10 protein-coding genes and 1 riboswitch are annotated in these 13,397 nt (G+C 76.9%); of the genes, 4 read left to right on the plus strand and 6 right to left on the minus strand.

Features of this window, described 5'->3' with window-relative positions; genetic code table 11:
• Nucleotides 1-124: 124 nt before the first annotated feature.
• The 3 genes from cobO to cobN all read right to left on the minus strand — a co-directional run bounded on the left by cobO (nt 125) and on the right by cobN (nt 6,544).
• Nucleotides 125-739 (minus strand): cob(I)yrinic acid a,c-diamide adenosyltransferase, encoded by a 615-nt coding sequence (gene cobO, locus GA0070609_RS12825; protein ID WP_269459294.1) that lies wholly within the window; start codon nt 737-739, stop codon nt 125-127.
• A 76-nt stretch (nt 740-815) separates the two neighbouring features.
• Complete coding sequence (locus tag GA0070609_RS12830; RefSeq protein ID WP_088994027.1) at nt 816-2,879, minus strand: putative cobaltochelatase; 2,064 nt, start codon at nt 2,877-2,879, stop codon at nt 816-818.
• Nucleotides 2,876-6,544 (minus strand): cobaltochelatase subunit CobN, encoded by a 3,669-nt coding sequence (cobN, locus tag GA0070609_RS12835; RefSeq protein WP_088994028.1) that lies wholly within the window; start codon nt 6,542-6,544, stop codon nt 2,876-2,878. Before cobN ends, GA0070609_RS12830 begins: the two co-directional genes overlap by 4 nt.
• Nucleotides 6,545-6,872: 328 nt before the next feature.
• Nucleotides 6,873-7,002: riboswitch (cobalamin riboswitch) on the minus strand.
• A 111-nt stretch (nt 7,003-7,113) separates the two neighbouring features.
• Here cobN and GA0070609_RS12845 point away from each other — a divergent pair.
• A complete protein-coding gene (locus GA0070609_RS12845; RefSeq protein WP_231928671.1) occupies nt 7,114-7,941 on the plus strand; it encodes an MBL fold metallo-hydrolase in 828 nt (275 codons plus the stop codon).
• Between the two features lie 7 nt (nt 7,942-7,948).
• On the opposite strand, the gene GA0070609_RS12850 is transcribed toward GA0070609_RS12845, so the two are convergent.
• Both GA0070609_RS12850 and GA0070609_RS12855 read right to left on the minus strand, forming a co-directional pair.
• Nucleotides 7,949-8,284 (minus strand): hypothetical protein, encoded by a 336-nt coding sequence (locus GA0070609_RS12850; protein ID WP_088994030.1) that lies wholly within the window; start codon nt 8,282-8,284, stop codon nt 7,949-7,951.
• A 164-nt stretch (nt 8,285-8,448) separates the two neighbouring features.
• On the minus strand, nt 8,449-9,663 hold the full coding sequence (locus tag GA0070609_RS12855) for an MFS transporter (protein WP_088994031.1): 1,215 nt from the start codon (nt 9,661-9,663) through the stop codon (nt 8,449-8,451).
• A 154-nt stretch (nt 9,664-9,817) separates the two neighbouring features.
• Here GA0070609_RS12855 and GA0070609_RS12860 point away from each other — a divergent pair, with 154 nt between their 5' ends.
• From GA0070609_RS12860 to GA0070609_RS12870, 3 genes are all read left to right on the plus strand, one after another.
• On the plus strand, nt 9,818-10,804 hold the full coding sequence (locus tag GA0070609_RS12860) for a LacI family DNA-binding transcriptional regulator (RefSeq protein ID WP_088994032.1): 987 nt from the start codon (nt 9,818-9,820) through the stop codon (nt 10,802-10,804).
• Nucleotides 10,805-10,920: 116 nt separating this feature from the next.
• Nucleotides 10,921-11,625 carry an alpha/beta hydrolase gene (locus GA0070609_RS12865; RefSeq protein WP_088994033.1) on the plus strand — a complete coding sequence of 235 codons (705 nt, stop codon included), beginning with the start codon at nt 10,921-10,923 and terminating at the stop codon, nt 11,623-11,625.
• 31 nt (nt 11,626-11,656) lie between these two features.
• Nucleotides 11,657-12,598, plus strand: a complete 942-nt coding sequence (locus tag GA0070609_RS12870) for an AraC family transcriptional regulator (protein ID WP_088994034.1) — start codon at nt 11,657-11,659, stop codon at nt 12,596-12,598.
• Nucleotides 12,599-12,719: 121 nt separating this feature from the next.
• Here the strand turns inward: GA0070609_RS12870 and GA0070609_RS12875 are convergent, their stop codons facing one another.
• Nucleotides 12,720-13,349, minus strand: coding sequence for a TetR/AcrR family transcriptional regulator (locus GA0070609_RS12875; protein ID WP_088994035.1), 630 nt, complete (start codon nt 13,347-13,349; stop codon nt 12,720-12,722).
• Nucleotides 13,350-13,397 lie beyond the last annotated feature (48 nt).

Genomic DNA, 13,397 nt, shown 5'->3' on the forward strand with positions numbered 1-13,397 from the left:
GGCCCGGGCGAGGAATTCCGGCCGAGTCGTTCACGACATCAGCTCCACAGGGGCGCTCGCCGCCCCGTGACCGGCTGACGCTCGCGCGTCCGGTGCCGGGCGACGCTCACCGCCCGGCACCGGTTCACCACTCGATGCCCTTCTGGCCCTTCTGGCCGGCGTCCATCGGGTGCTTGACCTTGACCAGCTCGGCGACCAGGTCGGCGGCGGCGACCAACCGCGGGTCGGCGTCCCGTCCGGTGATCACCACGTGCTGGAACCCGGGGCGGTTCGCCAGGGTGTCGACCACCTCGTCGACGTCCACCCAGCCCCACTTCATCGGGTAGGTGAACTCGTCGAGCACGTAGAGGCCGTGGCGCTGCGCGGCCAGGTCGCGCTGGATCTGCCGCCAGCCCTCCAGGGCGTCGGCGGCGTGGTCCGCCGCGCCGCCGCGCTGGATCCACGACCAGCCCTCGCCCATCTTGTGCCAGGCCACCGGGGCGCCCTGGCCGGTGTGCCGGTGCACCTCGCCGAGCGCGCGGAAGGCGTTCTCCTCACCGACCCGCCACTTGGCGCTCTTGACGAACTGGAACACGCCGATCGACAGGCCGGCCGTCCACGCCCGCAGCGCCAGTCCGAACGCCGCCGTCGACTTCCCCTTCATCTGGCCGGTGTGCACGAGCAGCAGCGGGCGGTTGCGCCGCTGCCTGGTGGTCAGCCCGTCGGCGGGCACGTGGGTCGGTTTTCCCTGCGGCATCAGGCGATGCTCCTTCTCGTCGGGGCGTCCGCCCCGGCGGTCGTACGGTTTGGGTCCGCGACGTCGGCGCGCTCGCGCGTCATGCCGGAACCCGACCCGCGCGGTCGCGGGGGCGGGTGGTCAGGTGGGTGAGCGAGGCCGCGGCGATCTGGTCGAGCCGGTGGTGATCGGCGGCGAGGTGGGCGGCGAGGCGGCGGGCCAGGCCGAGCCGCACCGGGCCGGACTCGCAGTCGACGACGACGCAGGGCGCCCCGGTGGCGGCGAGCCGGGCGGCGGCGTACGCGGCCCGGTCGAGCGGGCGGTCGCCGGCGGTGGCCCGGCCGTCGGTGAGCACGAGCACCAGCGGGCGCCGGCGGGGGTCGCGCAGCCGCTCCACCCGGAGCAGTTCGGCGGCGGCCAGCAGTCCTTCGGCGAGCGGGGTGCGCCCGCCGGTGGGCAGCTCGGCGAGCCGGGTCGAGGCGGCGAGCACCGAGGAGGTCGCCGGCAGCAGGGTCTGCGCGCCGGCGCCCCGGAAGGCCACCACGGCGACCTTGTCCCGCCGCTGGTAGGCGTCGGTGAGCAGGGCGAGCACGGCACCCTTGACCGCGGCCATCCGCTGCCGGGCGCCCATCGACCCGCTGGCGTCGACCACGAAGAGCACCAGGTTGCCCTCGCGGCCCTCGCGGACCGCCTCGCGCAGGTCGACCGGGCGCAGCCGCAGCGGACCGGCGGTCCGGCCGCGGCCGACCTGGTGCGGCGCGGCGGCCCGCAGCGTCGCCGGCAGGTGCAGCGCGCCGGCACGGCCGGCCGGCACCCGGGCGCCGGTGGTCCGGCCCCGCCCGGTGCGGGCCCGGGAGCGGCGCCCGGGCACCCCGTCCCCGACGCCGGGCGCGGTGAGCAGCCGGGCCTCCAGCCCCTGGCGGGGTACGGCCACGGCCGGTCCGGCGCCGGGCCGGCCGGGGGCGCCCTCGCCCGGGTTCCCGCCGTGGGCCTCGGCTGGGCCGGCCGAGGTGTCCCGCCCGCTCGCGTGGTGCCCGCCGCCGGGCCGGTCCGGCCCGCTGTCCTCGCCGCCGCCGGGTCCTCCTCCCCCGGGGCCGGAGTCCGGACCGCCGTCGGGGCCGCCGGAACCGCCCTGGTCGTCGTCCGGGTCGTCGTCGCCGGCCCGGTCCAGCGCCTCGTCGAGGCGCTGCTCGTCCAGCCCGGGAGAGTCGAACGGGTCGCGGCGGCGGCGGTGCGGCAGCGCCAGCCGGGCGGCCACCCGGACGTCGGCGACGGTGACCGCGTCCCGGCCGTGCCAGGCGGCGTGCGCGAGCGCGGTGCGGGCGGTGACGATGTCGGCGCGCATCCCGTCCACGTCGAAGGCGGCGCAGACCTCGGCGATCTGGCGCAGCGCGGCGTCGGGCAGCCGCACGCCGTCCAGCCGCCGCCGGGCGGCGGCCACCCGGCGGGCGATCTCGGCGTCCGCGGCGGCCCAGCGGGCGGCGAAGCCGACCGGATCGGCGTCCGCCGCGAGCCGGCGGCGGACCACCTCGACCCGGACGGCCGGGTCCCGGCTGGCGCCCACCTCGACGGTGAGCCCGAACCGGTCGAGCAGCTGCGGGCGCAGCTCCCCCTCCTCCGGGTTCATCGTGCCGACCAGCAGGAACCGGGACGCGTGGCTGACCGAGACGCCCTCCCGCTCGACGTGGCAGCGGCCCATCGCGGCCGCGTCGAGCAGCAGGTCGACCAGGTGGTCGTGGAGCAGGTTGACCTCGTCGACGTAGAGCACGCCGCGGTGCGCGGCGGCGAGCAGGCCGGGCTCGAAGGCGCGTACCCCGTCGGCCAGGGCGCGTTCCAGGTCGAGCGAGCCGACCACCCGGTCCTCGGCGGCGCCGACCGGCAGCTCCACCAGCCGGGCGGGGCGGCGCTCGGCGGCCGGCCGGTCCGGGTGCGGCCCGTCCGGGCAGGCCGGGTCGGGGGCGGCCGGGTCGCAGGCGAAGCGGCAGCCGGCCACCCGGTCGACCGGCGGCAGCAGCGTGGCGAGGGCGCGGACGGCGGTGGACTTGGCGGTGCCCTTCTCGCCGCGGACCAGCACCCCGCCGATGGCCGGGCTGACCGCGTTGAGCAGCAGGGCGAGCCGCATGTCGTCCATCCCGAGCACCGCGCTGAACGGGTAGCCGGTCATGCCCGCTCCTCCAGGTCACCCTCGCTGGCCAGGTACGTCTCCCGGAGCCGGTCCAGGGTGGCCGGGTCGGGTTCGGCCCACAGGCCCCGGTCGGCGGCCTCCAACAGCCGCTCGGTGATGCCGCGCAACGCCCACGGGTTGGACCGCTCCAGGAACTCCCGGGTGGTCTCGTCGAACACGTACGCGGCCGCCAGGTGCTCGTACATCCAGTCGTCGACCACGCCGGCGGTGGCGTCGTAGCCGAACAGGTAGTCCACGGTGGCGGCCAGCTCGAAGGCGCCCTTGTAGCCGTGCCGGCGCATCGCCGCGATCCACTTCGGGTTGACCACCCGGGCCCGGAACACCCGCCGGGTCTCCTCGCCCAGCGTGCGGGTACGTACGTCCTGCGGCAGCGCCGAGTCGCCCACGTACGCGGTCGGGGAGGCGCCGGTGAGGTGGCGGACCATCGCCACCATCCCGCCGTGGTACTGGAAGTAGTCGTCGGAGTCGACGATGTCGTGCTCGCGGGTGTCCTGGTTCTTCACCGCCACCGCGATCCGGGCGAAGGAGCGTTCCATGTCCGCCCGCGCCTCCCGCCCGTCCAGCCCGCGGCCGTAGGCGTAGCCGCCCCACACGGCGTACACCTCGGCCAGGTCGGCGTCGCTGCGCCAGTTCCGGGCGTCGATCAGCGGCAGCAGTCCGGCCCCGTACGCCCCCGGCTTGGAGCCGAAGATGCGGGCGGTGGCCCGGCGTTCGTCGCCGTGCTCGGCCAGATCGGCGGTGACGTGCGCGCGGACGTGGTTGTCACCGGCCGGTTCGTCGAGGGCGGCGACCAGCCGCACCGCGTCGTCGAGGAGCGCGACGACGTGCGGGAAGGCGTCCCGGAAGAAGCCGGAGATGCGCACGGTGACGTCGATACGGGGCCGGCCCAGCTCGGCCACCGGCACCACCTCGACGCCGGTGACCCGGCGGGACCGGTCGTCCCAGGTGGGCCGGCAGCCGAGCAGCGCGAGGACCTCGGCGACGTCGTCGCCCTGGGTCCGCATGGCGCTGGTGCCCCAGACGGTGAGCCCGACCGAGCGCGGGTACTCGCCGGTGTCGGCGAGGTGCCGGGCGAGCAGCGAGTCGGCGAGCGCGACGCCGACGTCCCAGGCGTTGCGGCTGGGGATCGCCTTCGGGTCGACCGAGTAGAAGTTCCGCCCGGTGGGCAGCACGTTGACCAGGCCGCGGGTGGGCGAGCCGGACGGGCCGGGTGGCACGAACCGGCCGTCGAGCGCGGCCAGGGTGTGCGCCAGTTCGTCGGTGGTCCGGTCCAGCCGGGGCACCAGTTCGGTGGCGGCGAAGCGGAGCACCGCGGCGGCGTCCGGGACGGCCCGGCCGGTGACCTCCTCGACCACCGCGTCGACCTTGTCCGGCGCCCAGCCGAGGGTCTCCAGGCCGACCACCAGCCGGCGGGCGAGCGCCTCGATCAGGTCCACCGCGTCGGCGGCGGTGCCGGCCGGCCCGTCGACGATGTCGGTCAGCGCCGCCGGCGGGGTCAGCCGCTCCCCCGGCGCGGCGAGCAGCGCCTGCTCGTCCAGCCCGTACGCGGCGGCGAGCGCCTGCCGCAGGCCGGGTAGCGCGTACCGGCCACCCCAGACCTGCGGGGCGCGCAGCACGGCGAGGACGAGGTTGGCCCGGGGTTCGCCGGTCGGCGCGGCGGCGAGCACGTGCAGCCCGTCGCGGATCTGCACGTCCTTGACCTCGCACAGGTAGCCGTCGAGGTGCAGCACGAAGTCGTCGAAGTCGTCCTCGCCGGGCATCTGCTCGGTGTGCAGGTCGTGGTGCAGCTCGGCGGCGCGCACGAGTGCCCAGATCTGCGCCCGCACGGTGGGCACCTTGGCCGGGTCGAGGGCCTGCACGGTGGCGTACTCGTCGAGCAGTTGCTCGAGCCGGGCCAGGTCGCCGTACGTCTCGGCGCGGGCCATCGGCGGCACCAGGTGGTCCACGACCACGGCGTGCGCGCGGCGCTTGGCCTGGGTGCCCTCGCCGGGATCGTTGACGATGAACGGGTAGACCAGCGGCAGGTCGCCGAGGACGGCGTCGGGGGCGCACCCGGCGGCCAGGCCGAGTCCCTTCCCGGGCAGCCACTCCAGGGTGCCGTGCTTGCCCAGGTGCACCACCGCGTCCGCGCCGAAGCCGCCGTCGGCGACCGGCGCCGCCAGCCAGCGGTACGCGGCCAGGTAGTGGTGGCTGGGCGGCAGGTCCGGGTCGTGGTAGATGGCGATCGGGTTCTCCCCGAAGCCGCGCGGCGGCTGGATCAGCAGCACCACGTTGCCGAACCGCAGCCCGGCCAGCACGATGTCGCCGCCGTCGGTGTACAGCTCGCCGGGTGGTTCGCCCCAGTGCTCGCGCATTCGTTCGCGCAGCTCGGCGGGCACCTGGTCGAACCAGCGGCGGTAGCGCTCGCCCGGCACCCGGGCCGGCGCGGCGGCGAGCTGCTCCGGGGTGAGCCACTCGACGTCGTGCCCGCCGGCGGCGATCAGGGCGTGGATGAGCGCGTCCCCGTCGTCCGGCGGTGGCGCGTCGCCGAGGTGGTAGCCGGCGTCGGCGAGCGCGGCGAGCAGCCGGACCGCCGAGGCGGGGGTGTCCAGGCCGACCGCGTTGCCGACCCGGGAGTGCTTCGTCGGGTACGAGCTGAGCACCACCGCCACCCGCTTGCGCGCGTTCGGCAGCCGGCGCAGCCGGGCCTGCCGCACCGCGATGCCGGCCACCCGGGCGGCGCGTTCCGGGTCGGCGACGTAGCCGGAGAGCCCGTCGGCGTCGATCCGCTTGAACGAGAACGGCACGGTGATGATCCGGCCGTCGAACTCCGGCACCGCGACCTGCATGGCGGCGTCCAACGGGGACAGTCCGGCGTCGCTGCCCGCCCACTGCTGCCGGGTGCTGGTGAGGCAGAGCGCCTGGATCACCGGCACGTCGAGGGCGGCGAGCGCGCCCACGTCCCAGGCGTCCTCGTCGCCGCCACCGGAGGCGTCCGCGGCGACCGTGCCGCCGGCCGCGAGCACGGTGACCAGCAGCGCGTCACAGCCGGCCAGGAGGCGCAGCGGACCGGCGTCGGCGGTGAGCCCGCGCAGCGAGCCGCAGAAGACCGGCAGCGGGTTGCCGCCGGCGGCGTCGACCGCGGCGGCGAGGGTGTCCACGAAGGCGGTGTTCCCGGCGAGGGCGTGCGCCCGGTAGAAGACGATGCCGACGGTCGGCCGGTCCGGGTCGGCGGGGTGCTCGCCGTACAGCCCGTGGGCCGGGGTGGGTGCGGGTGGGGCGAAGCCCTCGCCGGTGAGCAGCACGGTGTCGGAGAGGAACCGGGCCAGCTGGGCGAGGTTGGCCGGCCCGCCCTCGACCAGGTAGGCCAGTGCCTCGGTGGCCACTCCGGACGGCACGGTGGAGGCGGCCATCAGCTCGGCGTCCGGCACCGGCTCGCCGCCGAGCACCACCGTCGGCACGCCGGAGGCGAGCACCGCGGCCAGGCCGTCCGGCCACGCCTGCCGGCCGCCGAGCAGGCGTACGACCGCGAGGTGGACGCCGTCGAGCAGCGCGGGTACGGCGTCGACGGCGACCCGGGCCGGGTTGGCCAGCCGGTAGTCGGCGCCGCTGGCCCGGGCGGCGAGCAGGTCGGTGTCGGCGGTGGAGAGCAGCAGGATGCGCACGGGTGACTCCGGACAGTGACGCCCACCCGGTCGACGGCGGCGGCCGGGCACGGCGGGGCGGGTGCTGGTTCAGCGGGCAGGCGCCGCCGGCGACCGGTTCACCGGCGGCAGGCCGGTACCGGGCGGCAGCGTGCGGAACTCAGCGGTGAACGGCGGGGCGGCGGCCCGGGGCGGGCGCGGCGGCGCGGCGGCCCGCAGCGGGGCGGGTGGGCGCGGGTGCGCGGTCGCGGCCGGGCCGGGTGCGGCGATGGCCGTCGACAATGGAGACGCGGTGCGTCATCGGGTCCTCCTCGGGTGTCCACGCCCTGGGGTCAACTCCCGACGGCCGAAGTATCCTGGCTCCCGGATCGACGCTCACCCCCGGCCTTCCAACCGCGCACGCACGGCCGTGGCTCACGAGGGGGGATCGCTCCCCGGTGACAGTGGCGGGACCGCGCCGGAATCGCACCGGCTTCCTTCACTGCCGTCAGGCCGGGAATGCTGCCACACCGGCGTTGCGCCGGTCAACGCGCCCTCGGGATACCTCGCCCGACGTCGACGCGCACCCGAGCCGACCCTCAAGCTCCACTGTGATCCCACCTGCCCGGCGGCGCGCCCGCGAACGCCGCCGCCTAGGATCGGGCCACGACCAGCCGCGTCGCGTTCGAGGAGGTGCCGCCATCACCGACATCACCGACATCACCGACATCAGGTTCGAGCACCTTGCCGGCCGGGTCTGGCGCTGCCCCGGCGACCCGGATCCGGCGGCCGTGCAGGCCGGCGTCGCGCTGGTGGCCGACGACCGGGGCAGCGTGCTGATCGACGCCGGGCAGAGCCCCGCGCACGCCCGGGAGATCCAGGCCGCGCTGCGCGCCGCCGGGTTGCCGCCACCACGCTGGCTGGTCTACACCCACCACCACTGGGACCACGTCTGGGGCGCCTGCGCCTGGCCCGGCGTGGAGATCGTCGGGCACGTCACCGGCGAGCGGCTGCTGCGCGCGGAGGCCGACCGGCCGTGGAGCCACCGGTACCTGCGCGAGCAGGTGCGGGCCAACCCCCGGCTCGGCCCGAGCTTCCGGGCCCGGGCGCTGGCGGTCGACTCGTGGGACGACTTCGCGGTGCTGCCGCCCACCCGGACCTTCACCGACGAGTTGGAGCTGCCGGTGGGCGTGCGGGTGCGGCACGTCGGGGGCAACCACGCGCCGGACTCCACCGTGGTCACCGTGCCGGACTCGGGTGTGCTGCTGCTCGGCGACGCCTACTACCCGCCGCCGGCGCACCTGCGCACCCCGGCGGACGGCCCCGACCTCGCCCTGGTGCGCCGGCTGCTCACCGACGACGTCCACTGGTACGTGGCCAGTCACGAGCCGCCGATGACGCTGGCCGAGGCGCGGGCGGCGGTCGCCGCCGCGGGGTGATCCGCGATCAGCGGGCCCGCCGCTCCGGGTGGGCCCGGTTCCAGGCCCGCATCCGCTCCGGGTAGCCGGTGCGGGCCGCCTCGTACAGCGGCACCGCGTGCTTGCGGGCGATCGCCCCGGCCGCCCGCGGGGTGCCGGTCCGGCGGCGGATCCACTCGCCGTCGTGGGCGATCGCGACCACCGTGGTGTCCGTCGCCGTGGTCTCCGGTTCCAGGTAGAACTCCACGCCACGGCGGCTGGTCACGAACGCCTCCAGCGCCGCCAGGTCCTCCCGGGTAGCCTCCCGGTCGAGTTTCGTCACCGCGCCCTCGGCGGCCCGCGGCCGCCGGCTGAACCAGCCCATGCCCCGCTCCTCTCCTCGCCCTCCCAGTGCACCACCCGTCCCTGGCAACCCCCTGCACACTCCCTGAGAGCCCCCTGCACAGCGAACGGTGATCGTCCGGCGGGACGGAGGGCGCCGACCGCCGTCCAGCAGGCGATCGTGGCGACCGGCGCGGCGGGGTGAGGTCAGCGGGTCGGGGGGCGCAGGGTGGGGACCAAGGCCAGGGTGGGCAGCAGCAGCACTGGCACCACCAGCAGCGCGTGCAGCGTGCCGACCCGGTCGCCGAGCATGCCGAGCAGCGGCGGCCCGGCGAGGAACGCGGTGTAGCCGATCACCGCGACCACGCTGACCCGGGCCGGGGCCCGCTCCTCGTCGTCGGCGGCCGCGCTCATCCCGACCGGGAAACCCAGCGAGGCGCCGACGCCCCAGAGCGCGACGCCGGCGATCGCCACCGGGCCCGATCCGGCCAGCACCGCCGTAGCGGCGCCGAGGGTGGCGAGCAGGATGGTGGCGACCAGCACCCGCACCCGCCCCCACCGGTCCAGCGCCAGGGTGCCGACCGTACGGCCCAGCGTCATGCCGACCACGAAGACGCCGAAGACCGCCGCGCCGGCCGCCTCGCTGAGGCCGTGACCGTCCACGAAGGCGACCGCCAACCAGTCGTTGGCGCTGCCCTCGGCGAACGCCATCACCAGCACCAGCAGGCCGACCAGCAGGGTGCGCGGCTCCCGCCAGGCGGCCAGCAGGTCCCGTCGGCGGCTGGCCGGAGCGGGGGCGGCCGCGGTCTCCGTCACCGGCAGGAACGACCGGGCGGCCAGCACCGTGCCGACCAGCACCACCGCCGCCAGCGCGGCCAGGTGGGCGGCGACCGGCACACCGAGGCGGGCGGCCCCGGCGCCGAGCGCCGCGCCGGCCACCGAGCCGAGGCTCCACGCCGCGTGGAAACGCGGCATGACGGTACGCCCGAGCCGCCGTTCCACGGCCGCGCCCTCGACGTTCATCGCCACGTCGCAGGTGCCGGAGCCGTAGCCGAGCGCGAAGAGGCCGACCGCGACCCCGACCAGCGACCCGGCGAGCCCGGCCGCCGCCCCGGCCAGGGTCAGACCGGCCGCGACGAGCAGGGTGGAGGCGGCCACCGTGCGGGCCGTGCCGAGGCGCTGGGCCACCAGGCCGGCGGTGGGCATGGCGAGCAGCGCCCCGGCGGAGAGCGCGAGCAGCAGCAGCCCGAGCCGGCCGGCGGTGAGCCCGAGCGCCTCGCGGACCGCCGGCACCCGACCGAACCAGGTGGCCACGGCCAGGCCGTTGAGGGCGAAGACCACGGCCACGCCGGTGCGGGCGGCGAGCACCGACCGGGGTACGGCCGGGGCCGGCGCGGCGGGTGGGGCGGCGGCGGAACTCACGACGGGTTTCCTTCCGGCGGATGCACTTCCCCTTGATCGCACACCTGAGAGCGTTCTCACCGCAACCCGGTTCCACCCCTTACCGATCGCGCCCGCGGCGCGGGATGATGCGGACGGGCACGCCGGGGGGCGGCCGACAACGGGGAGGACAGCGATGACGACGGCACGCCGACCACCGACGCTCGAGGACGTCGCCGCCGCGGCCGGGGTGTCCCGGGCCACCGCCTCGCGGGTGCTCGCCGGCACCGGGTACGCCGCACCGGTCACCCGGGACCGGGTCACCGCGGCCGCCGACCGGCTCGGGTACGTGCCGAACCCGGCGGCCCGGGCGCTGGTCCGGGGCAGCGGGGTGCGGCTGGTGGTCGTGGTGGCGGGCGCCGACGCGACAGTCCTCGACGACCCGTACGTCGACCGGGTGGTCGGCGCGGCGGCCCGGGTCTGCGCGCCGTACGGGCTGGGGGTGGCGCTGCACTGGCTGCCGACCCGCGAACCGGCCGGGCTGCGCCGGCTGGCCGAGGACCGCAGCGTGGGCGGGCTGGTCCTGGTCAACACCACCGAGGCGATGCTCGCCGCGATCCCCCGGGCGCTGCGCGGCCGGGTGGCCTCGATCGGCATCGGCTCCGCCCTGGTGCCCTCGTTCGACGTGGACAACGGCGGCGGCACGGCGGCCACGGTCCGGCACCTGTACGCCACCGGACGGCGCCGCATCGCGATGGTGACCGGTCCGCACTGGCTGTCCTGCGCCGGCCGGTCGGTCGGGGCGTACCGGCAGGTGATGAGCGACGCGGGGCTGCCGGTGCGGCTGGTGCCCGGCGACTTCACCGCGCGCCGGGGGCGGGCGGCGGCCGGCGAGGTACTGGCGCGCTGGCCGGACACGGACGCAATCGTCGGGATCAGCGACGCCACCGCGCTCGGGGTGATCGACCGACTGCGCGGCGCCGGCGTCGGGGTGCCCGGGGACGTGGCCGTGACCGGCTTCGACGACATCCCGCTCGCCGCGATGACCACTCCCGCGCTGACCACGGCGACCCACCCGGTGGCACAGATCGCCACGGCCGCCGCGACCGCCGCGCTGGCCGGCCGGCCGGCACCGCCGGTGACCGTGTTTCCGTCCCGGCTGGTTCGCCGGGCCAGCGGCTGAGCCGCTACCGCCCGCGGCATCGCGGAGAGCGGCCGGCGCGGCGGCGCTGCGGGATTAGCCGCCGGCCAGTGGGGTAAGCGGGCGCGCACGCCCGCCAGGACTGGAGAGATGATCCCGTGGCCGAACCCGCGCCGCCGCACCGGCAGCCGGAGGAGAACCCCCGGCACGGCCGGCTGACCGCGCGGCCGGCCCCACCCACCGCGCTGGCCGCCGCCGGGCTGGCGTCGCTGACCGACCCGCACGGCGGGCAGCTGGCCATGGTGTACGCCCCGGAGCCGGTCGACGGGCCGCCGTACCGGCTGGTGCTGCTCCTGCACGGGGCCGGCGGCTCGGCCCGGCAGGGGCTGGACCTGCTGCTTCCGCTCGCCGACGAGCACCGCCTGCTGCTGGTCGCCCCGCAGGCCGAGTCGAGCACCTGGGACCTGATCGTCGAGGGGTTCGGGCCGGACGTACGGCGGATCGACGGGTTGCTGGCCACCGCCTTCGCCGGGTACCCGATCGACGGCGTGGCGGTCGGCGGGTTCTCCGACGGCGCCTCGTACGCCCTCTCGCTGGGCCTGACCAACGGCGACCTGGTCGACGCGGTGGTGGCCTTCTCCCCCGGTTTCGCGGCGCCGCAGGTCACCCACGGCCGGCCCCGGGTGTTCGTCTCGCACGGCACCGACGACCCGGTCCTGCCGGTCGACATGTGCAGCCGCCGTCTGGTTCCCCGGTTGCACGGCCTCGGCTACGACGTCAGCTACCGCGAGTTCGCCGGCGCCCACGAGGTGCCCGCCGACACCCGCCAGGAGGCCGTCGCCTGGCTCGACGGCCGACGCTGAGGCGGTCCCCCGGGCTGGCTATGATCCGGGCGTGGACGGGCTGACCGGGTTGCTGGACGGGGCCCGGGCGCGGGGCGCGTTCCTGCTCCGCTCGGTGCTGGACCCGCCGTTCGCGCTGCGGATCGAGGACCGGGCGCCGCTGACCGTGGTGGCGCTGGTGCGCGGCGCCGCCTGGGTGGTGCCGGACGACGGCGAGCCGGCCCGGCTGGACCTCGGCGACGTGGCGGTGCTGCGCGGGCCGGACGCGTACACCGTCGCCGACGACCCGGCGACCCCGCCACAGGTGGTGATCCACCCCGGCCAGCGCTGCACCACGCTGCGCGGCGAGCCGCTGACCTCGACGCCCGGGCTGGGGGTACGCACCTGGGGCACCGGCCCGGACGGCTCGACGGTGATGTTGACCGGCACCTACCAGCTGCCCGGCGAGCTGAGCCGGCGGCTGCTCACCGCCCTGCCGGCGCTGCTGGTGGTCACCGGCGACGACTGGCGCAGCCCGCTGGTGCCGCTGCTGGCCGAGGAGATGTCCCGGGACGCGCCCGGCCAGGAGGCGGTCCTCGACCGGCTGCTCGACCTGCTGCTGATCGCCGCGCTGCGCACCTGGTTCGCCCGGCCCGGCACCGCGCCGGCCTGGTACGCCGCCGCCGGTGACCCGGTGGTCGGCCCGGCCCTGCGGCTGTTGCAGGAGGACCCCGCCCGGCCGTGGACGGTCGCCGCGCTCGCCGCCGAGGTGGGCGTCTCCCGGGCGGCGCTGGCCCGGCGCTTCACCGAGCTGGTCGGTGAGCCGCCGATGACCTTCCTCACCGGGTGGCGGCTGACGCTCGCCGCCGACCTGCTGCGCGAGCCGGACGCCACGGTCGGCGCGGTCGCCCGCCGGGTCGGCTACGGCAGCCCGTTCGCGCTCAGCGCCGCCTTCCGGCGGGTGCACGGGGTGAGCCCGAGCGAACACCGGATCGGCGCCGCGACCGGCGACTGATCCGGCCCACCCGGACCCGGCGAGGCCGGCGTCAGGCCGGGTTGGTCCCGGATCCGGCTCCGCCAGCGCGCCGACGTCCGGCCGAGTTGGTACCGGATCCGGCTTCCCCAGCGCGCCGGCGTCAGGCCGGGTTGGTGGCGGCGCGCAGCAGGGTGCGTACGGCCGACGCGAGGTCGGCCCGGCTGGCCGGGCTGCCCGGCGGTGGGGCGCTCAGCGCGCCGGCACCGACCAGCCGATCGAAGAGCAGCCCGTCGACGAACGCGACCAGCTGGTCACCTTGCCGGCGCGGGTCGGGCGCACCGGCCCGGGCGAGCAGGTCGCGCGCCTGGACCCGCAGGCCGGTGCCGTGCTCGAGGATCTGCCGCAGCTCCGGCCGGTGCACCGCCTCCAGCAGGCAGGCGTACCGGGCCAGGGTGCGGCTGCGACCGACGGTGAGCCAGCGGTCCAGCACCTCGGCCACGCCGGCGGCGAGCCGGTCGAGGTCGTCCGGGGTCAGCGGCGGCCCCGGCCGCTGCGGCGGCTGGTCGGTCGGCAGCCGCTGGGCGACCAGGTCGGCCCGGTCGAGGTCGGCCAGCCGCTGCACCACCGCCTCGATCAGCGCCCGGCGGGTCCGCAGGTAGGCGGAGGTGGTGCCGAGCGGCACCCCGGCCCGGGCGTCGACCGCCCGGTGGGTCAGCGCCCGCATGCCGCCCTCGGCGAGCAGTTCGATCGCCGCGTCGGCCAGCGATGCCACCCGTTCCGCCCGCGCCATGGCCCTCCTCGGCTCGCTTCTACGGATGTAGTATGCATTTCTACAGGC

The sequence above is a fragment of the Micromonospora echinaurantiaca genome, from assembly GCF_900090235.1.
GTDB classification, from domain to species: Bacteria; Actinomycetota; Actinomycetes; order Mycobacteriales; family Micromonosporaceae; genus Micromonospora; species Micromonospora echinaurantiaca.